Origin of the sequence: Bosea beijingensis (assembly GCF_030758975.1) — a bacterium.
GTDB classification, from domain to species: Bacteria; Pseudomonadota; Alphaproteobacteria; order Rhizobiales; family Beijerinckiaceae; genus Allobosea; species Allobosea beijingensis.
Window position 1 is genome coordinate 202,713 of record NZ_CP132359.1, and the last position, 19,340, is coordinate 222,052.

15 protein-coding genes are annotated in these 19,340 nt (G+C 67.8%); 11 read left to right on the plus strand and 4 right to left on the minus strand.

Going from position 1 to position 19,340, the window contains the following annotated elements; genetic code table 11:
* Positions 1-33: 33 nt before the first annotated feature.
* From cheB to Q9235_RS01005, 4 genes are all read left to right on the plus strand, one after another.
* Positions 34-1,038 carry a chemotaxis response regulator protein-glutamate methylesterase gene (gene cheB / locus Q9235_RS00990; protein ID WP_422678253.1) on the plus strand — a complete coding sequence of 335 codons (1,005 nt, stop codon included), beginning with the start codon at positions 34-36 and terminating at the stop codon, positions 1,036-1,038.
* Positions 1,039-1,051: 13 nt separating this feature from the next.
* Positions 1,052-2,074, plus strand: coding sequence for a GGDEF domain-containing response regulator (locus tag Q9235_RS00995; RefSeq protein ID WP_306224907.1), 1,023 nt, complete (start codon positions 1,052-1,054; stop codon positions 2,072-2,074).
* 189 nt (positions 2,075-2,263) lie between these two features.
* Positions 2,264-3,277: a sterol desaturase family protein gene (locus tag Q9235_RS01000; RefSeq protein ID WP_422678254.1), complete on the plus strand. Its 1,014-nt coding sequence runs from the start codon at positions 2,264-2,266 to the stop codon at positions 3,275-3,277.
* On the plus strand, positions 3,274-4,437 hold the full coding sequence (locus Q9235_RS01005) for a GNAT family N-acetyltransferase (RefSeq protein WP_306224908.1): 1,164 nt from the start codon (positions 3,274-3,276) through the stop codon (positions 4,435-4,437). Before Q9235_RS01000 ends, Q9235_RS01005 begins: the two co-directional genes overlap by 4 nt.
* Here the strand turns inward: Q9235_RS01005 and Q9235_RS01010 are convergent.
* Positions 4,361-5,809, minus strand: a complete 1,449-nt coding sequence (locus Q9235_RS01010; protein WP_306224909.1) for a glucosamine inositolphosphorylceramide transferase family protein — start codon at positions 5,807-5,809, stop codon at positions 4,361-4,363. The genes Q9235_RS01005 and Q9235_RS01010 overlap by 77 nt on opposite strands.
* 277 nt (positions 5,810-6,086) lie before the next feature.
* On the opposite strand from Q9235_RS01010, the gene Q9235_RS01015 reads away from it, so the two are divergent.
* Together Q9235_RS01015 and Q9235_RS01020 are read left to right on the plus strand one after the other, a co-directional pair.
* Positions 6,087-8,228 (plus strand): GumC family protein, encoded by a 2,142-nt coding sequence (locus Q9235_RS01015; RefSeq protein ID WP_306224910.1) that lies wholly within the window; start codon positions 6,087-6,089, stop codon positions 8,226-8,228.
* Positions 8,228-9,580, plus strand: a complete 1,353-nt coding sequence (locus tag Q9235_RS01020; RefSeq protein ID WP_306224911.1) for a VpsF family polysaccharide biosynthesis protein — start codon at positions 8,228-8,230, stop codon at positions 9,578-9,580. Before Q9235_RS01015 ends, Q9235_RS01020 begins: the two co-directional genes overlap by 1 nt.
* On the opposite strand, the gene Q9235_RS01025 is transcribed toward Q9235_RS01020, so the two are convergent.
* The gene (locus tag Q9235_RS01025) at positions 9,522-10,766 is read right to left on the minus strand and encodes a glycoside hydrolase family 5 protein (RefSeq protein WP_306224912.1); all 1,245 of its coding nucleotides are present in this window, start codon (positions 10,764-10,766) and stop codon (positions 9,522-9,524) included. The genes Q9235_RS01020 and Q9235_RS01025 overlap by 59 nt on opposite strands.
* Positions 10,763-11,932, minus strand: coding sequence for a DUF1972 domain-containing protein (locus Q9235_RS01030; RefSeq protein WP_306224913.1), 1,170 nt, complete (start codon positions 11,930-11,932; stop codon positions 10,763-10,765). Before Q9235_RS01030 ends, Q9235_RS01025 begins: the two co-directional genes overlap by 4 nt.
* Before the next feature lie 172 nt (positions 11,933-12,104).
* On the opposite strand from Q9235_RS01030, the gene Q9235_RS01035 reads away from it, so the two are divergent.
* The 3 genes from Q9235_RS01035 to Q9235_RS01045 all read left to right on the plus strand — a co-directional run bounded on the left by Q9235_RS01035 (position 12,105) and on the right by Q9235_RS01045 (position 15,889).
* Entirely contained in the window at positions 12,105-13,244 is a 1,140-nt protein-coding gene (locus Q9235_RS01035) for a glycosyltransferase family 4 protein (protein ID WP_306224914.1), read from the plus strand.
* The gene (locus tag Q9235_RS01040) at positions 13,241-14,494 is read left to right on the plus strand and encodes a hypothetical protein (RefSeq protein ID WP_306224915.1); all 1,254 of its coding nucleotides are present in this window, start codon (positions 13,241-13,243) and stop codon (positions 14,492-14,494) included. Before Q9235_RS01035 ends, Q9235_RS01040 begins: the two co-directional genes overlap by 4 nt.
* Before the next feature lie 150 nt (positions 14,495-14,644).
* The gene (locus Q9235_RS01045; RefSeq protein ID WP_306224916.1) at positions 14,645-15,889 is read left to right on the plus strand and encodes a Zn-dependent hydrolase; all 1,245 of its coding nucleotides are present in this window, start codon (positions 14,645-14,647) and stop codon (positions 15,887-15,889) included.
* Here the strand turns inward: Q9235_RS01045 and Q9235_RS01050 are convergent.
* Positions 15,867-16,847 carry a LysR family transcriptional regulator gene (locus Q9235_RS01050; RefSeq protein ID WP_306224917.1) on the minus strand — a complete coding sequence of 327 codons (981 nt, stop codon included), beginning with the start codon at positions 16,845-16,847 and terminating at the stop codon, positions 15,867-15,869. The two genes, Q9235_RS01045 and Q9235_RS01050, sit on opposite strands and share 23 nt — an antisense overlap.
* A 153-nt stretch (positions 16,848-17,000) precedes the next feature.
* Between Q9235_RS01050 and Q9235_RS01055 the strand changes: the two genes are divergently transcribed.
* Together Q9235_RS01055 and Q9235_RS01060 are read left to right on the plus strand one after the other, a co-directional pair.
* Positions 17,001-17,666, plus strand: a complete 666-nt coding sequence (locus Q9235_RS01055; protein ID WP_306224918.1) for an RraA family protein — start codon at positions 17,001-17,003, stop codon at positions 17,664-17,666.
* A gap of 76 nt (positions 17,667-17,742) precedes the next feature.
* On the plus strand, positions 17,743-19,266 hold the full coding sequence (locus Q9235_RS01060) for an ABC transporter substrate-binding protein (RefSeq protein ID WP_306224919.1): 1,524 nt from the start codon (positions 17,743-17,745) through the stop codon (positions 19,264-19,266).
* The last annotated feature ends 74 nt before the right edge of the window (positions 19,267-19,340 follow it).

Consider the following 19,340-nt stretch of genomic DNA (forward strand, 5'->3'; position numbering starts at 1 on the left):
ACGCTGTGGGGGCGTTCCATGAGGATCGGTCTGGTGAACGACCTGCCGATGGCGGTCGAGCTGTTGCGACGCGTCATCGCTTCGACGGCAGAGCACGAAGTGGCGTGGATAGCCATGAATGGCCATGAAGCTGTCGAGGCCTGCCGGCGCGACCGGCCCGACCTGATCCTGATGGACCTGAACATGCCGGAGATGGATGGCGTCGAGGCGACGCGCCGGATCATGGCCGAGACGCCCTGCCCGATCCTGCTGGTCACGGCCAGCGTCGACGCCAATGTCTCCGGCGTCTACGAAGCGATGGGCCATGGCGCGCTCGATGCGGTCGACATTCCCAGCGTCGGGCTCAACGGACACAGCTCGGCGCAGACGGCGGCCCTGCTCGCGCGCATCGCGACGATCGGGCGGCTCTCGCGCAAGCTGCCGGCGGTGAGCCTGAGTCAACGCCGGCCGCCCGCGCCGGCCTCCCCCTCGCAACGCCTCGTCGCCATCGGCGCCTCCGCCGGCGGTCCGGCCGCCGTGGCGACCCTGCTCGGCGGGCTGGCACCCGAATTCCCGGCCGCGATCATCCTGGTCCAGCATCTCGACGAGCAATTCGTGCCGGGCTTCGCAAGCTGGCTCAGCCAGCATTGCCGCCTGCCCGTCCGGCCGGCCCGCGAAGGCGACAGGCCGGAGCGCGGCATCGTGCTGATCGCGGCGAGCGCCGACCATCTCGTTTTCAAGCCGGGCGGGGAGCTCGGCTACCGGGCCGAACCGCGCGACTATCCCTATCGTCCGTCGGTCGACGTGTTCTTCGAGAGCGTCGCGGAACGCTGGCAGGGCGACCCGGTCGGCGTCCTGCTGACGGGCATGGGACGCGACGGCGCCCGCGGCCTGAAACTGCTGCGCGATCGGCAGTGTTTGACGATCGCGCAGGACAAGGCCACAAGCGCGGTCTACGGGATGCCCAAGGCCGCAGCCGCCATCGGCGCGGCCGCCGAGATTCTACCATTGGGCGCGATCGCCCCTCGCCTGACCGAGGCGTGTGCTCCGTCGTCCTGATGAAGGTTTGTCCATGACAGGCGAAACGAAACCCTCCCTGCCCGACGTCCCGCCGCCGGCCGACAGCTATCTGTCCATGGTCCTGCTGGTCGACGACCAGGTCATGGTCTGCGAAGCCGTCCGGCGCGCGCTCGCCCATCACGGCGATGTCGATTTCCACTATTGCACCGATCCGCTGGAAGCGATCGCCGTCGCCCAGCGCGTCAAGCCGACCGTCATCCTCCAGGACCTCGTCATGCCCGGCGTCGACGGGCTCGACCTCGTCCGGCAATACCGCAAGCATCCGGCCCTGCATGCCGTGCCGGTCATCGTGCTCTCCACCAAGGAGGACCCGGCGACCAAGAGCGAGGCGTTCCAGGCCGGCGCCAACGACTACCTCGTCAAGCTGCCCGACAAGATCGAATTGATCGCCCGCGTGCGCTACCACACCCGCGCCTATCTCGATCATCTCCAGCGCGACGAGGCCTATCGCGCCCTGCGCGAGAGCCAGCGCGAATTGATGCGCGCCAATCTCGAGCTGGAGCGCCTGACCCGGATCGACGGCCTGACCGGCCTCGGCAACCGCCGCTATTTCGACGAATACCTCACAGCCGAATGGAAGCGCTGCCAGCGCACCCAGAGCCCGCTTTCGGTGCTGATGATCGATGTCGACCATTTCAAGCGCTACAACGACGCCTATGGCCATCTCGCCGGTGACGATGTGCTCAAGCAGGTCGCGCGCGTGATCCAGGACGGCTCGACCCGCTCGACCGATCTCGCCGCTCGTTTCGGCGGCGAGGAGTTCGTGGTGATCCTGACCGGTGTGCCGCAGGAAGGCGCGAGCCATGTCGCCGAGCGGCTGGTGCAGGGCGTGCGCGACCTCAACATCGCGCACGGGGCGGACCGGGTGACGATCAGCGTCGGCGTGGCGACCGCCTGGCCCGACGCCGAGGGCGATCCCGCAAGGCTCGTCAACGCCGCCGACCTCGCCCTGTTCCGCGCCAAGAACGAGGGGCGCGACCGCCTGGTCTTTGCGGAGTTGTCGCCCGATCGCTGATCGGCGCGCGCGTCGATGAAGGGAGGCGGAAGAGGCCGATCGTTCGGTCTCGCCGCCCCGAGATTCTGCGAATGCGGTCTCCCGGGCTTAACCAGAAATGGCTTCCGTCCGGGCATCGGCCTATAATCGTACCGGCTGAAGGTCTAATCAGTTGCGTGCCGGAGATGAGACTCCGCATCGAAGATCGAGATGCCGATGTTTGCTGAGATGACCGACTTCGTCGGCAAGATCCTGGACAAGATTTCGGCGACGAGCCTGGTGGCAACCGGGATGCTCCTGCTGACGGCGTTCGTCAGCGCGCTGGTCGCCTATCTCAGGACAACGAAGGAACGCAGCTTCCGCGAATTCTTCGATTTCGTGTTCCCCAACGAGATCATCACGCACCCCTCGGCGAAGGCCGATCTGCTGTTCTGGGTGACGCGCAAGGCGCTGATGCCCTTCCTGATGCTGCCGGCGGGGATCACCTTCGTCGTTGCAGTGGGCTATGCGACCAACCGCGTGCTGGCGACGCTCTTCCAGATCGACCCGCCCTTGATCCCCGGCCCGGCCGGGCCGATCACCACGGTGATTTTCACCGCGACCATGCTGCTGGCCTACGACATCTCCTATTATTTCTACCATGTCGCGCAACACCGGTTCCCCATCCTGTGGGAGCTGCACAAGGTCCATCATTCGGCGGAGGTGATGGTCGGCATCACCAAGGATCGCGTCCACCCGCTGGACGAATTGATGAATCGCGCCTGGGACGGCGTGATCCCCGGCATCTGCTTCGGCATCTGGTCGCTGGTCTCGCTCAACCTCGTCGAGCTCACCGTCTTCGGAATCAATGTCTATGTGATGCGCAACATCCTGATGATGGATTTCGTCAGGCACACGCATTTCAAGATCTCGTTCGGGTCGCTCAACAACGTGGTCCTGTGCCCGCACTGGCATCAGTTGCACCACAGTGTCGACCCGCGTCACTACGACAAGAATTTCGGCCTGCTCTTTTCGTTCTGGGACCGCTTCTTCGGGACGCTCTGCGTGCCGAAGCCCGACGAGGACTTCAAGTTCGGGCTGATGGAACGCAATGTCCGCGACTACCAGTCGCTTTCCGGCCTCTATCTCATGCCGCTCAAGCGGATGTGGCACCAGATCAGGCTGCGCCTGCGCCCGCGCGCCAGCCGGGAGGCTGCGCCGGAGATCGAGGAAACCCGGTCGTGACCCGGCCGAAGCGGCTCGCCGCGGCCGGCGGCCGCGAGATCGAGATCGTCACCTTCTATCAGGAGTTCGCTGCGCTCGCCCCGGCCTGGGATGCGCTTTGGCAGCGCGCCGACGGCCTCGTCTTCCAGAGTCATGCCTGGATCGATGCCTGGTGGCGCACAGCGACGCGGCGAGACGACCGCGACCTCATGATCGGCCTGGTCTGGAACGGTGCGGAGCTCGAAGCGGTGCTGCCCTTCGCCACGATCCGCCGCCGCGGCGTCGCCGTGCTGGAATGGGCCGCTAAGGAGCATAGCGACTATGGCGACGCGCTGCTTGCTCCGGACCGGAACCGCGATGCCGTCGCCGCGCTATGGTGGGAGATCGCAGCGACCGGCCGCTTCGACATGCTCTACCTCAACCGGCTCCTGCCCGATGCCGCGATGCGGGCGATCATCGCTTCCGACATCTCGGCCGGCACGTTGCGCCCCAACCATCGCAGCGAGATCAGCTATCGCGTCGCCGGTCCCTGGCAGCGCGGCGCGGAGTGGTTCGAGGCGCAGTCGAAGAAGACCCGGCAGAACTACCGGCGCGGCTGCAAATTCATGGAGGAGGCTGGCGAACTCCGCTTCCGCCTGATGGGACCGGACGAGCCGCTGGAGCCGGTGCTGGCCCGCGTTGCCGCACTCAAGCGCAAATGGCTGGAACGGCATGGCCGCGCCTCCGACCTGTTCGACGAGGGGGCGCCGGCCCTGGCCGCGCTGGTCGACGTGATGCGGCGCCTCGGTATCCTCCATGTCTTCGTGCTGGAACTGGCCGATACCGTCGTCGCGATCTCGATCAATGTCGTCCAGCGCCGGCGGATGATGGCCTTCATCACCACCTACGACCCGGAATTCGAGCGCGCCTCGCCCGGCATGGTTCTGATGATGGACTATATCCAGTGGTCGATCGACCAGGGACTGGAGATGGTCGACTTCATGTGCGGCGGCGAGGATTTCAAGCGGCGCTTCGCCACGCAGTCCGAGACGCTGGGCTCAGTCACCGGTGCGCGCACGCTGATCGGCCGGCTCGCCATGCTGGCCGACCGTACCGTCCACGCCATCAGGAACTGGCGAGCGCAGCCGCCGGCTTCCGGCGCGCCAGCGGATTCCGTCGAGCCATCGCCGAGCCATCGATGAATTCGAAGCCGCCCGCGCTGTTCAGGCTGTGCAGGCGCCGCCCCGGCCAGAGCGGCCCCCCGGCCTCGATGATGGTCTCAACCTCCTGCGCGAAACCGTCGCCGTCGAGCCGGGTGACGCGGGCGATGCCGAGCGCCTTGCCATAGCCCTGACGGCAATCCTGCACCGGGCGCAGCAACTGGCCGTCCCGGATGATCATATCCCCGGCCGGCCTTGCCGAGGCGATGTCGATCAGCACGGGGTTGCGCGGATGCGGCGTCCAGGGTCCGCGGAAATCCGGCGCCGACCACAGATGCAGTGCATCCGAGAACGAGCCGCCGTCGTCGCGCACCGTCGCGAACAGCCACCACAGCCCGTCCCGCTCGATCAGGGTGGCGTCGCTCGCGGTGACGCCCTCGATGAGGGTCGCCTCCTTCACCCAGCCGCCGGGGAAGGCCGTCGCCCGGAACAGGTCGACCCGTCCGGCGCTGCAGCTTTCCGGGATCATCCAGACCTCGCCATCCCGTTCGAAAACGAAGGGGTAGGAGAGATGGCCCGGCTGCTCGAAGACGGGTTCGGGCGTGCCCAAGGGACCGTCCGGCCCGAACTCGACCGCCGAGATGATGCCCTTTCCGGTCGCGTGGACGAAATCCTCGAGGAAGAGCGTGAGCTTGCCCTCGTGCAGGATCGGAAACGGATCGGCATAGAAGCGGGTGCCGTCATCCGGCAGGTCGATCCAGCCGCTGTCGGGATGCCGTTTCAGCGAAAACAGATCGGGGCCGTCGAGCCTGCGCCAGCCGACCCGCCAATGCGGCGCGTGGAAGCAGCTCCGATAGACCAGCTCGATCGCCTTCGAGACCCCCGCCTTGACGACGGTCTGCGCGATGCCGGCCTGCGGCGGGGGCTCCGCCTGCTCGGCTTCCGTCGGCGGCAGGGCTGGGACACGCAACCGCCCGCCCGCCACGGCGGCGACGATCAGCGTCACCACGCGGCTGAGGACATCGTCCAGCGTCGCCAGAAGGATGCGGCCATATTCGGTTCCCGGCCGGCCGGCAGCGATCAGCGCCGCGCCTTCCTTCAGTTCGACCAATGGCATCCGCCCGGCGAGCAAGGCGGCAACAAGGGCGCCCTCCCCCGCTTCGCCGTCGACATGCAAGGTCCAGCGGCGCCCCGACATCGACGCGCGCCCATCTCCGAGGTCGAGAACCAGATCGGATCCGCCCGGGAGCGGGTTGGCCGGAATCGGCACCTCCGCCCGCGATGCCCGGGCGAACAGGCCGTCGGAGCGCAGGTTATGGAGAAGGCCCTCGACGCGGAACAGGGGGCCGAGGCCGCTCCGATCGGCGAGTTCGGTCTCCGGCAGGGAGATCGACAGGTCGAGGCCTGGATTCATCCGCAGGCGCTCGATGAGGAGGAGATGCCATCGCCGCAGCGGCGACGCATCGATGTTCAACGTCAGTCGCATGCCCCACCCAAACTCGCTGCGCGCATCGGGCGATCCGCGAGCGGGCCGCAACCTGCCATATCGGGATTTCGATTTCATTAGCCCTGTAGTGGCAGCGGACTTCTGGCCGAGCGGGGCTTGTTAAGGAGTCGATGCCATGGTCGCCGAGGTGCCGCGGCCTGAAAAAACCGCAGCGCCGGCGTTGTTGCGTTGGTAGAGTAGAGGAATGGCCAGCCTGGCTGCGAGCGATCATCGGCAGGAGCAAGCGGCGCAGCCCGCTCTTCGGGAGAGCTATCGCCGGCGTCCGGATGGTGCTGTCGAGATCTCCGAGCTCTGGCGCATCCTCTGGCACCGCCGTTTCATGATCCTGGCGATCGCCGGCCTGCTGGCTGGCCTGGCACTGGCCTATGGCGTCGTGACCTCGCCGCTCTATACCGCCTCGGCCCAGCTCCTGATCGATCCGCGCGACCGCAACGTCGTCAGCAACGACGTCAATCCCAGCTCTGTTTCCCCGGATGGCGGGCTGGCGCAGGTCGAGAGCCAGGCCAGCGTCATTCAGTCCACCAGCGTGCTGATGCGCGCCATCCGCGCGACGAAGCTCGCCGAGGACAGCGAGTTCAACGGCCGGGGCCTGCTCTCGCGCCTGCTCGGCCGCGTCGCGGCCGATCCGCCCAATGCCGATGGCAGCCTGACGCCGGCGGAAGCGCGCACCCTCGCCAATCTGCGCCGCAAGTTCTCGGTACGGCGTGCCGACAAGGTCTTCGTCGTCGACGTCGTGGTCACGACGAAAGATGCGGAGAAATCCGCGAAGCTCGCCAATGCCGTAGCCGAAGCCTACCTCGCCGACCAGGCCGACGCCCGCAGCAAGGCGGCGACCGAGGCCTCCGATGGCCTGACCGCCCGGCTCGACGAGCAGCGCAAGCGCGTCGAGAAGGCCGAGAACGCCGTCGAGCGCTACCGCGCCCAGAACAACCTCGTCGCCTCCTCCGGCCGCCTGATCAGCGACCAGCAGCTCGGCGAGATCAGCAACCAGTTGTCCGCCGCCCAGGCGCGCACGGCCGCGCTCAAGTCGCAGGTCGAGCAGATCGCCCAGCAGCGCCGCGGCAGTGGCAGCCTTGCCGGCAGCTCGACCGAGGCGATCCAGTCGCCGGTCGTCGCCAAGCTGCGGGAGCAGGAGGCGACGCTGGTCCAGCGCGAGGCCGACCTGCAGAGCCAGCTCGGGCCGCGCCATCCCTCGATCGGCGCCGCCCAGAGCCAGCTCGTCACCATCCGCCGGATGATCGCGACCGAAATCGCCCGCGTCGAACAATCCGTCCGCACCGATTACGAGCGCGCCCAGGGCAACGAGAAGCTCCTCGCCGGCAAGCTGGAAGCCCTGACCCGGCAGACGCAAGGCGCCGACCAGGCCTCGGTGCGCTTGCGCGAGCTCCAGCGCGACCTGGAAGCCGCCCGCACGGTCTATGCCAACTTCCTGCTTCGCGCCCAGGAAACCCGCGAGCAGGCCAATCTCGACACGACCAATGCCCGCATCATCAGCCGGGCGCAGCCGCCGCAGCAGGCGAGCTGGCCTCCGACCCTGCCACTCATCGCCGCCGCCGGAATGCTGGGCCTCGGGCTTGGCGCCGGCCTTGCGCTGATCCGAGAATATGCCGCGCCCCATCTCATCTCCCGTTCCCAGGCCGAGGCGCTGGTGGGCGCGCCGGTCATCGCCGTGCTGCGCCCCGGCAAGCCGGCCGCGAAGCGGCGCTGGCGTTTGCGCAAGCCGCCGCCGGTACCAGCCGAAACCCGGAGCGAGGCCGGTTTCGCGCTGCTGCGCCTGTTCAACGCGCCGGAAACCGCGGCCACAGCCGCCCGCAGCCTGCTCCTGACCTCGGTCGAGAGCGATGCCGGCGATCGCGAGCGCGTCACCGACCTGCTCGCGGAAGCGGCGGTCCAGCAGGGCGAGCGCGTTCTGCTGATCGACGCCGATCTGGAGAAGGAACTGGAGGAAGCCGGCCCCGGCCTGATGGACCTGCTGCGCGGTGAAAGCAGCCTGGAATCGGCGATCCATTTCGGTGCCAGCAAGGATGTCGCGATGATGTCGGGCGGGCGCCGCAAGGCCCCGCCGCAGAAGGGCGTCGGCCGCACCTTCGCCATGCGGATGCTCGCCGATGCCAGCCGGCATTTCGACCTCGTGGTGATGGATGGCGGCTCGCTCGGCCGCAATGTCAGGATCGCCCCGCTCGTCGGCATGGCCGAGGAGATCGTGCTGGTCGCGCGGCTCTACGGGACACGCCAGCAGGACATCGTCCAGGCCATGGAAGCCGCGCGCATCATGGGCCGCACGATCACGGCGACGATCCTCGTCGACGGCAGCGGGCGCGGCTGATGCGCGCCGCCAGCTCCGGCGCCTCAGCAGGGCTCCAGGTAGCGCCCGGCTGGGCCCGGCTCGACGGCCTGAGCCGCATCATGCTCATCGCCGCTGTGCTCGTGCTGTTCTGCGTCTCCGGCGGCATGCTCTGGCTCGTCGGCTACAATTACGACGGCCTCACCGGCTCGGCCGCGAGCAAGATCCATCCCTCGACCTACCTGATCGTGCTGGCCTTCTGCTGGAGCGTGATCGCCAGCGGCGATCCGGTCAGCCGCAGCATCCATCTCGCAAGCGTCCGCCCGGCGACATTGCTGATGCTGCTCGTCACCATCGCCGTCATCATCGTGACCATCCTGCGCGGCGGCGCCGGCATCGGCGGCATGGTCGACACCTATATCGCCTCCTGCCTGCTGGTCTTCCTGCTTGCCGATGCCGATGACGAGACCATGGCAACGCTGACCGCGCTTCTGCATGTCGTGATGACGCTGAACGCCCTGCTCGCGCTCGCCGAATTCGTCACCCAGATTCGCCTCTTTCCCTACCGCTTCGACGGCATCGCCTTCGAGACCGACACGCGCTCGGCTGCGCTGCACGGCCACCCGCTGGCCAATGCCATGATCACCGCCTGCTATCTGATGGCGCTGATCAGCGGCGCCCGGCCCCTGTCGCCGGCTGTCCGCGGCACGCTGATCGCATTGCAGAGTGCGGCCCTCGTCGTCTTCGGCGGCCGCACGGCACTGCTGGTCTCGCTGGCGTTGGGCCTGTGCTACGGCATCGCCATGCTGTTTTCCTCGCTGCGCGGCGGACGGGTCCCGCTGGTCGGCGCGGCGATCGCCTGCGTGCTGGCGGCATTCCTGCCGGTTGCGATCGGCGGGCTGGCGGTGCTCGGCTTCTTCGACGACCTCGCCACGCGCTTCGTCTCGGACGGCGGCAGCGCCAATGCGCGCAAGGAGATGCTCGACCTGCTCGGCATGTTCTCGCTGGGCGATCTCGTCTTCGGCCCGGACAACGACCTCGTCGACACGCTCAGGCGCGTCAACGGCCTGGAATGGGGCATCGAAAACCCCTTCATCCGCATGGTGCTCTACCAGGGCGCGATCGTCACCGCACTGGTGACCGTGGCCTTCGGCCTGTTCATGTACGAGTTCGCAAGGGTCGGGCGGGCCGGCGGCGTCTGGCTGCCGATGGTCGTCTGGATCATCCTGCTGAACGGCTCGGAGAGCATCGCGACCAAGACGAACCTGCCCGCCAAGTTCGCGATCGTCGTATTCTGTCTGTATCGGCCCGAGCGCCCTGCCCGAACCGAGCCGCTCAGCCCGGCATCCGCAGCCCGAGTGCCTCGATCATGGCCGGATCGAGCTGCCGGCTGACATCGTCGACCAGCAGCCCCAGGCTGTCGAACAGGTTCCAGAACGCCCAGGGAAAGCCTTGCGCCTCGGCGCTCGCCCGGACATCGCGGACATAGCGCGCCCGGTCGACCGGCGCGGAGGCGGCGATGCCCGCGCCTGTCCGCACCGCACCGAATTCGCCCATCAGGATGCGGCCGGGCGCGACGCCCTCGCGCTGCGCCCAGGCACGGACCTGGCGCAGATAGCCTTCGATGAACGGACGGTCCGGCTGAGCATCGAAATACTCCTTCAGCACCCGCTCGGTCTCGCGATAGGCAGCGGCTCCCCGTCCCGATGCCGGCTGGCCGAGCGCGACCATGCGGTCCCGGACCGCGGCGAGCGTCGTCTCCAGCGTTCCGCGAGAAGCCGGCCATGGCACGGCGTTGAGCGCCGGGTAGAACGGCTCGCTCATCCATTTCGCGCCCTGATGCGAGAACAGATAGGGCTCGTAGAAATGGAAGGTGAAGAGCAGCGGCTCGAAAGCCGCGAGCGACCTGGCCTTCAGCGGTTCCAGCCCGGCTATCATGCTGCCGCAGGCTCCCGTCGCGACCAGGGAGAGGTCCGGGGCGACGGCGCGCGCGGCGCCCAGCATGCGCGTCTGGACCCGCTCCCATGTGGCGGCGCCGCAAGCCTGGAACGGCTCGTTGACGGGTTCGAGCGCGACGCGGTCCCGCCCCAGCCGCACGAGCCGCCGTGCCAGTTCCGCTATCAGCGCGAGATAGGCTGGAAAGCCGGGCGCGGCCTCGCTGCCGAAGAGATAGACCGGCGTCCAGTGATGTGTGGCCGCATTGGCGTGGAGATTGAGTACGACGGTGAAATCCTGGCCGAGCGCCAGCGCGACCGCCGCCATGACCTGATCGAGCAGGATCGCCCGCTCACGCGGCGCCGCGGCGACGATCGGGCCGGGATCGACGGGAATACGCACGAAGTCGAAGCCCGCCCGCCGCAACTGCCCGAGATCGCGCAGCGTCGGAACCTGCCGATCGAGCTGAAACGGCGGCCAGTCGTAATCGGTGCGCGGCGCCGGGAATTCGCGTGTCAGCGAGAACCACGGCCACAGGTTGATCCCGCGCCGCAGGGAGATCGGCACGGCAGCGCGCGCCTGTCCCGAGCCAAGGAGCGCCGCTCCGGCAGCTCCCGCCAGAATCGCGCGGCGGCTTGCGCTCATCCGGAGCCCTTATCGGCCAGCTTGCCGGAGGTCATCTCCGGCAAGGCCACCCGGTCCATCAGGGCCAGCGCCTCGCGCTCGTATTGTTCGAGCACGGCTTGCCACTGGAAAGCCTCCTGCGCACGCGCCAGCGCCGCCGTCTTCAGGCGTACGGCCAGGGCATCGTCCGCGATCAGCCGGTCGATCGCCTCCGAGCAGCTCGCTTCGTCGCTGAAGAACAGCGCAGCATCGCCGGCCGTCCAGCGGTTATAGGCATTGTCATGCGCGACGACCGGATTGCCGGCCCAGAGCGCCTCGACCAGGGACGGATTGGTGCCGCCGACCGTGTGACCATGCAGATAGACGCGCGCATGGAAGCGCAGGGCCTGTACGATGCTCGCATCGTAGATCGCGCCGGGCGTCAGCACTTCCGGCCCGGCCGCGGCCATGACCCGGCGATGGTATTCGATCTCGTCCGAGAGCGTGCCGAGGACCACGAGCTTCATGCCCCGCGGCTTGCGCGAGAAGGCCTCGACCAGCGTCAGGATCGAGTTGTCGGGCTCGATCCGGGCGATCGAGACGAGATAGCGCCCGCTTTCGAGGCCGAGCTTGGCAAGCGGCGCCGTCGGCGCCGACAGGATCGGCACGCCGCCATAGGGGATCATCGCCGTGGCGGAGCGGGAGCGACGGGTCGCCAGGTGATCGGCGATGATCGGATGATCGGCCACGAGCCGATGCGACGACCAGGCCGCTATCCATTCGTTGAGCCAGAACCAGGCACGGACCGGAAAGGGCCATTTCGGCCGGCGCCATTCGATCCCGTCCATGTTGGTCAGGATCTTCCGGCGGGCCAGGCGCAGCCAGGGCAGGAAGACGGCCCCGTTATAGCCCAGCACGAGACTCACCGCCTGGCGCCGTGCCGCATCCCGCGCGCAGTGCCAATCGAATTCCAGCGTCGCCCGCGGTCCCTCCGAGGCGACCTGCGTGCGGATCAGCTCGATGCCCCGCCACATCTCGCTGCGAAAGCGCTGCGTGACGGTCGCAACCTCATCCTGGCAGTAAACACCGACGCGCCAGCCGCGCTCGACGAGAAAAAGCGCCAACTTCTCCGCAAAGGTCTCGAAACCGCCATGCGCTGCCGGAATCCCTCGCGTTCCGAGGATCAGCAGGGTGGGAGGGGTAGCCATTTTCAAACTGTCCAAACCGGCTCGCACATCATCGCGAGCGAAGCGTCGCAGCTTCATTATGCCTTGAGTTTCCATGATTTATCCCCCTTTCATCCGGAATGGTTAGGACCTGCTTTCCCGCATTCCGGACTCGTTCGGCCGGGACCAAGACGGCCTTGAACGGAAATGGATCGTGACGCTGCGCATCGCCTGCATTCACCAGGGTTACGAGCTCTACGGCTCGGATCGCAGCTTCGCCGAGAGCGTCGCGGCGCTGCGCCAAGCCTATCCTTCGGCCGAGATCGAGGTCGTCCTGCCACGCGATGGACCAATTCGCGGACTGCTCGAAACCAATGCCGACAGGATCGTGATCGAGCCGCTCTGGGTTCTGAGGCGCAAGGACCTTCCCCGGCTGGTCGCGACCGCGCCAGTGGTCCTGCCCCTCGCCGTGCTCCGGGCCGCACGGCGTCTCAGGCGATGCGATCTAGTGTACATCAACACCTCGGTTATCGTCGATCACGTCCTCGCGGCCCGGTTCTTTCCGGGCAAGGCGATCCAGCACATCCATGAGATTCCCGAAGGCGCGACGCGCCGGCTGCTGCGCCGGCTCGTCCTCTGGGGCCGTGCCCGGCTGATCTTCAATTCGCGGGCGACGCGCGACGCCTTCGAGGCCCCGCCGGGCCACCCCTCAGGCGTCATCTATAACGGCGTCGCCGGCCCCGCCGACTGGGCGCCGACCGACTATGACGGCCAGCGCCGCCTGCGCGTGCTGATGCTCGGCCGGATCAACCGCATCAAGGGGCAGGAGGTCCTGCTCGCGGCGCTCGCCGCCCTGCCCTCCGATATCCGCGACCGGATAGAGACCCGCATCGTCGGCAGCGCCTTCGAGGACCCCGGCCTCGAAATGGCCTTGCGCGAAGCCGTGACCGGCGCCGGCCTTGGATCCCATGTCAGCGTCGAGCCCTTCCTCGACGATCCCACTCCGCTCTATCGCTGGGCGGATGTCGTGACCGTGCCGTCGCGCCGGCCGGAATCGCTCGGCCGTGTCGCGATCGAGGCGATGGCCTTCGGCCGGCCACCGCTCGCCTCCGCCATCGGCGGATTGCGCGAGGTCGTCGCCGACCGCGTCACGGGCCGCCTGCTGCCGCCGGGCGATGCCGCTGCTTTGGCACAGGCGCTCGCCGAGATCGTCGGCAATCCCGGCGTGCTCGCGCCGATGGCACAGGCCGGGCGCGAGCGCTTCGTCGCGCTCTTCAGCGAGCAGGCCGTGGCGGAGGCCATCGCCGCCGTCGCCGACGACATGCTGGGCCGGAGCGTGGGCCGACCGCGATGAACGCCCAAGCCATCCGCCAGATCATCCTGCGGCTCGTCGTCATGGTCGGCGGCGAGGCGATGCAGAGCGCCTTCCATCTCGGCCTCAACATCGCGCTGCTGCATGCGGTCTCGGCGCGGGACTACGGCGTCTTCGCGCTGGTGATGGTCGTCGGCGGCCTCGGCCTGACCTATATCCGCGCGTTCACGGCCCTGCCGGCCAGCATCGCCATCGCTCAGAGCCGCCGCCTTGGCGCGGCCGGAGCCTATGAAGTCACCTTCGGCTCGGCCGCGATGCTGCTATCGCTGCTGCTCGGCCTCGCCGTCACCGGCGCCCTCAGCGTCTGGCTCGACGAGGGCGCCCTGTTCGGCGGGGCTTTCGTCGGCCTCTGGGCGCTGCGGACGCATCTGCGCACGGTCTTCTTCGCCCGCGGCCGGCAAATGCTGGTCAGCGCCAGCGACCTCGCCTTCACGCTCAGCGGGGCGGCCGGAACGATCTGGGTGATCTGGGATGAGACGCACATTCTCCTGCGCACCTTCTCGGTGATGACCGCGGCCAACGCGCTCGGCATCGCGGTCTTGCTGGTCCTCGGGCGGCGGGCCATCCGGGCCAGCCTCGGCCGGCATGTCCGGCGGCGCTACCGGCGGCTCTGGCGCGAGCTGAGATGGTCGGTGTTGAGCGTGACGATCACCAATCTCCAGGGCCAGGGCATGGCGCTGATGGTCGCGGCCATGGCCGGCCCGGCGGCCTATGCTCCGATCGCGGCCGCGCTGGTCAATTTCGTTCCGCTCCGCATCGTCTCCACCGCCTTCGCCAACATGATGCACCCCGAGCTCTCCAAGCTCATGGCGCATCGCGACTTCGCCAAGGTCGGAGAGCGGCTGCGGCGCTGGCCCCTGCCGCTGGCCTGCCTCGGCATCCTCTACGGCATCGTCGTGATGGTCGCCCTGCCCTTCATCGAGCCGAACAGCCTCGAAGGCACGCGCTTCCTCAAGATCTCGATCCTGGCCTGGGTGATGAGCAGCCTGCCGATGCTCTATGTCATGCCGCGCATCTGGCTGGAGATCGCGCAGGACTTTCGCTCGATCGCCATCCTCTCGGCCATCGCCGCCGCGGCGGGCCTGCTCGTCGTCTTCGTCCTGCTGCTGACGGTTTCGCCGTCCTGGGCGCTGCTCGGCGGCGCGCTCTCGGAGATCATCGTACTGATCGGCTCCTGGGCGATCGTCCTGCCCCGACAGCGCGCGGCCGAAGCGGCCGGCCAACTCCGCTGACGCAGGCGCGCCGATGGCTAGCATAGGCAATATCTATTTGCCTGCGCCGCCCCCGGCCTGAAATCCTGAGACGGATGGTTCGCTCGCGATGGTGGTGCGAACCATCGTCCCGCAGCAGCCCCCGCCCGATCCGGCGGAGAGGAGACCGTCATGCCCAGCCTCGACACGGCCCGTATCGACATCGAGCGGTTCTGGACCACGATCGAGCGCTCGGCCGAGATCGGCCCGGGGCGGCCGGGCGGTCTCTCCCGCCTTGCTCTGTCCGATGCCGACAAGCAGGTGCGCGACACCTTCGTCGGCTGGTGCCGCGAAGCCGGGCTCACCGTCCGCGTCGACGGCATCGGCAACATCTTCGCCCGCCGCGCCGGCACCGATGACAGCCTGCCGCCGGTGGTGATGGGCAGCCATCTCGACACGCAGATCAACGGCGGCCGCTTCGACGGCATCGCCGGTGTGCTCGGCGGGCTCGAAGTCTGCCGCACGCTCGACGCGCTCGGCCATCGCACGCGCAGGCCGATCGAGATCGTCAACTGGACCAACGAGGAAGGCGCGCGCTTCTCGCCGCCGATGGTCGGCTCCGGCTGCTTCGTGGGCGCCTATACGCTCGACTGGGCGCAGGGGCGCACCGACGAGGATGGCCGCACGATCGGGCAGGAGCTGGAGCGGATCGGCTATCGCGGCGAGATGGAAGCCGCGCCCCACGCCTTCGACGCCTATGTCGAGTTCCATATCGAGCAGGGCTACTATCTCGACCGCGACGGCATGCAGATCGGCGTCGTCACCGGTGGCTTTCCGAGCACGGGCATGCTCGTCGAGTTCAAGGGCGAGACCGCCCATACCGGCCCCTGGCCGATGGAGCGTCGCCGCAACGCCCTGCTCGCCGGCGCCCGCCTGCTGGTCGAGACCGACGAGATCGGCTGGGCCTATGCCGCTGGCGGCGGCAAGGCGACGGCCGCGCGCCTCGCCGCCTGGCCGAACAAGCCGGGCATCCTCTCGGACTGGGCGCAGGCCGTCTGCGACGTCCGCCATCCCGACCCGGAAACCTCCGAGGTCATGGCCGAGCGCGTGCGCCGCGCCGTCGGCGAATCCGCCGCCCGCGCCGGCTGCACTGCCGAGATCCTCGATGTCTGGAAATGGGGCGGCAGGATCTTCGCGCAGGAGCTGATCGACAGCGTCCGCAAGACCTCGCTGGCGCTGGGCTACCGCACGCAGGACATCCTCAGCCAGGCAGGGCACGACGCCTATTTCGTCGCCCGCCATGCTCCGACGACGATGATCTTCGCGCCCTGCAAGGGCGGCATCACCCATAACAATGCCGAGCTCTGCACGAAGGAAGACCTCGAACCCGGCCTCAACGTGCTGCTTCACACCGTCATGGCACGGGCGGATCGCTGAGCAGAGCCTCGGCGGCCTCGGCCGCCGGCTCTTCCTCCGTCACGATACGCTGCTGCTCGAACAGCCGCAGGAAGGCCTCTTCCGCGGCATTGAGCTGCATGGCGGGGTTCGAGACAAAATAAAGATCGGCACCGAGCAGATCCTCGGGCCGCGCCAAATTCCACAGCGAGCGACTCTCCAATGCCTCGGCCACCGAGGCCAGCGGCAGGATGCCGATGCCGAGTCCGGCGGAGATCATCCGCGTGACCTCCTCGAGATTGGGGCTGGAGCCGACGACCCGGCTGCCGAGTCCCGCCCCTTCCCTGACCGAGACCATCGGCTCCAACGCACCGTCCTGCCCGCAGGCGAGCGCGACGAAAGGCTCGTCGCGCAGTTCCGTGAGCGGCACGTCCGCGAGCCCGAAGAGCGGATGCCCGCGCCCGCACAGGATGCCGAATTCCTCGCGCAGAAGCGGCCGGCAATCGAGCCCGGCCAAGGGTTTGGCGAGCAGGCAGAAGCCGAAGGGGCTGAGCTTCTGCGAGACCGCCCGGACGATGTCCTGGCTGTTGGCGACGTCGATCCGCACGCTGACGCCGGGATGCTTGCGGTTGAGCAGCGTCAGCGTCCGGTCGAGCGGGGGCAGCACGACATGGGTGACGACGAGGAGCCGCACCAGCCCGGTCAGATCGTCATGATCCTCCGACAGCCGGTCGCCGATGCGCGCCACGCTGCGGTAGATGTCGACACATTCCTTGTAGAGCAGTTCGCCGCGCTTGGTCAGGACGAAGCGGCGGCTGTCGCGCTGGATCAACTGGCCGCCCAACGTCTCCTCCAGTCGCTGCAGGGCCGCGCTCACCGTCGGCTGGCGCACGAGCAGACGGTCGGCCGCCCGCGTGATGCTGCGTTCCTCGACGATGACGAGGAAGGTGTGCAGCAGGTTCCAGTTGAGATGGTGCAGCTTCGGCTTCGTTCCGTTCAAGCGCGTATCTCTCTTTCCTTGATGGTCCCTGCCCCTTATGCAAACCCGCTGCCGTGGCAAGCCTATGCTTAGCATAGGAACTGTCTATTGGACCCGGTTTCACCGCTTCCTTAGGTTCGGCAGAACGCGACATCCTCCAGCGCAAGGGCGACCATGACAGCGACCGGATCATCGGCCGAAGCCTCGATCGCACAGCGCGCCGCGCTCTTCCGCGAGATCGAGACCGCGACGCTCGGCCATATCCTGACCGAGGGCTTCATGGCTCCGGCGATCCAGTGCGTCATCGAGGGCCCGCGCGTCTGCGGCCCGGCCCTCACCGTCAGCGTCCCGGCGGATGACGGCGCGGTTCTCTCCTGCGCCCTGACGCAGGCCAAGCCCGGCGACATCCTCGTCATCGACCGCCAGGGCGACGAGCGCCATGCCTGCTGGGGCGCGGTGATGACCGCCGCCGCGCAGGCCGCGGGCATTGTCGGCGTCGTCATCGACGGTTTCGTCACAGATGTCGCGGCGATCCGGGCCTCCGGCCTGCCGGTCTGGTGCCGCGGCCGCTCGCCCCTGACGACCAAGCTCCTCGGCAAGGGCGGCACGATCGGCGAAACGGTCCAGTGCGGTGGCGCGACGGTGCGATCCGGTGACCTCATCCTCGCTGACGAGAACGGTGTCTGCGTCATCGATCCCGCCGAAGCCGAGACCCTGGCCCGGACCTGCGCCGCCATGCAGGCGGCCGAGCCGGATGTCATCGCGCGCGTCCTCAAGGGCGAGCGCATCGACGAGATCAACGGCGCGCGGAAGCTCTGGGAAAAGTCGCAACCTTCGTAGGCTCCGGCCGCAGAATCGCCCATAGAGGCGCGCTCCGGCCGGATGGATCATCCAGAAAACACAGGGGAATAGACCGATGAAGATTTTGGGAACGACCGCGCTGGCCGGCGCGCTCTTGGCCGCCTCCTTCGCCTTCGCGCCGGCTCCGGCGATGGCCGGCAAGGCCGACGATACGCTCAACGCCGCCTTCGCGCTGGAGCCGGAAGCGCTCGATACCTACAAGATCGCCGGTCGCGAAGGGCTGATCCTCGCCCGGCACATCTATGACGGCCTGCTCTACAAGGATCTCGACACCGGCGAGATCAAGCCGGCGCTCGCCAAGGCCTGGCGCTTCGTCGATCCCATGACCATGGAATTCGATCTGCGCGAGGGCGTGACCTTCCATAACGGCGCCAAGTTCACCGCCGACGACGTGGTCTATACCCTGACCACCGTGCTCGACCCGGCCTATGGCACCCGCTTCCGTATCGCCGTGGACTGGATCGACAAGGTCGAGAAGGTCTCGGACTTCCAGGTCCGCATCAAGATGGCCAAGCCCTTCGCCGGCGCGGTCGAGATGCTGGCCGATGCACTGCCGATCTATCCGGCCGCCTATTTCAAGGAGGTCGGCTCGGCCGGCATGGCGGCCAAGCCCGTCGGCACCGGCCCCTTCAAGCTCACCGAGATGACGCCCGGCATCCGTTATGCCTTCGAGCGCTTCGACGGCCACTATGCCGGCAGCCCGAAGGGCAAGCCCGCCATCGGCAAGATCGTGGTGCGCACAATTCCCGAGCTGAACACGCAGTTCGCCGAACTGATGGCCGGTAAGCTCGACTGGACCTGGCGCATCCCGCCGGACCAGGCCGCGCGCCTCGCCAGCCGCGTGCAGATCGTCAACGGCCCGATCATGCGCATCTCCTATGTCGGCATGACCGTGACCGGAAAGGGCAAGGACTACCCGACCAAGAACCTGAAGGTCCGGCAGGCGATCAACCACGCCGTCAACCGCGAGGCCATCGTCAAGGCCTTCGCCGGCGGCGCCTCGCAGGTCCTCAACACCGCCTGCAACCCCAAGCAGTTCGGCTGCGCCCAGGACGTGACGAAATACGCCTATGACCCGGCCAAGGCCAAGGCCCTGCTGACCGAAGCCGGCTTCGCCAACGGCGTCGATATCGAGATGGTCTTCGCAGCCATGCCGCGCCCGGTCGCCGAAGCGATCGCCAATGATCTCGGCAAGGTCGGCATCCGCACCACGCTGAACGAGCAGCAATATGCCGCCGGCGTGCAGAAGTGGCGCGCGGGCGAACTGCCGGCCTTCTTCACCAACTGGGGCAGCTACGGCACCGGTGACGTCGCCTTCATCATCTCCAACTTCTTCGGCGGCGGCGCCGACGACCTGGTCCAGGACAAGGAAGTCATGGAGCTGGTCAACGCGGCCGACACCTCGCAGGACCGCGCGCTGCGCGAGGCGAACTACGCCAAGGCGCTGAAGAAGATCGCCGATCAGGCCTATTGGCTGCCGATGTACGACTTCAACATCAATTACGGCCTGTCGCAGCAGCTCACCTTCAAGCCGCATCCGGACGAGTTCGCCCGCTGGTGGCTGTCGAGCTGGAAGTAACAGCTTCTTCCACATCGCCGCGTCGCTGCCGGTTTTCGACCGGTAGCGGCACATCCCCTGCCAGGCAGGCCGAC

What these genes read in the sequence shown, in the direction of transcription:
- Q9235_RS01030 (WP_306224913.1), bottom strand. Translation starts at nt 11,932, where the DNA reads ATGGCTACCCCTCCCACCCTGCTGATCCTCGGAACGCGAGGGATTCCG.
- Q9235_RS01040 (WP_306224915.1), top strand. Translation starts at nt 13,241, where the DNA reads ATGAACGCCCAAGCCATCCGCCAGATCATCCTGCGGCTCGTCGTCATG.
- Q9235_RS01020 (WP_306224911.1), top strand. Translation starts at nt 8,228, where the DNA reads ATGCGCGCCGCCAGCTCCGGCGCCTCAGCAGGGCTCCAGGTAGCGCCC.
- Q9235_RS01000 (WP_422678254.1), top strand. Translation starts at nt 2,264, where the DNA reads ATGCCGATGTTTGCTGAGATGACCGACTTCGTCGGCAAGATCCTGGAC.
- Q9235_RS01045 (WP_306224916.1), top strand. Translation starts at nt 14,645, where the DNA reads ATGCCCAGCCTCGACACGGCCCGTATCGACATCGAGCGGTTCTGGACC.
- Q9235_RS01010 (WP_306224909.1), bottom strand. Translation starts at nt 5,809, where the DNA reads ATGAATCCAGGCCTCGACCTGTCGATCTCCCTGCCGGAGACCGAACTC.
- Q9235_RS01015 (WP_306224910.1), top strand. Translation starts at nt 6,087, where the DNA reads ATGGCCAGCCTGGCTGCGAGCGATCATCGGCAGGAGCAAGCGGCGCAG.
- Q9235_RS01060 (WP_306224919.1), top strand. Translation starts at nt 17,743, where the DNA reads ATGAAGATTTTGGGAACGACCGCGCTGGCCGGCGCGCTCTTGGCCGCC.
- Q9235_RS01055 (WP_306224918.1), top strand. Translation starts at nt 17,001, where the DNA reads ATGACAGCGACCGGATCATCGGCCGAAGCCTCGATCGCACAGCGCGCC.
- Q9235_RS00995 (WP_306224907.1), top strand. Translation starts at nt 1,052, where the DNA reads ATGACAGGCGAAACGAAACCCTCCCTGCCCGACGTCCCGCCGCCGGCC.
- Q9235_RS01025 (WP_306224912.1), bottom strand. Translation starts at nt 10,766, where the DNA reads ATGAGCGCAAGCCGCCGCGCGATTCTGGCGGGAGCTGCCGGAGCGGCG.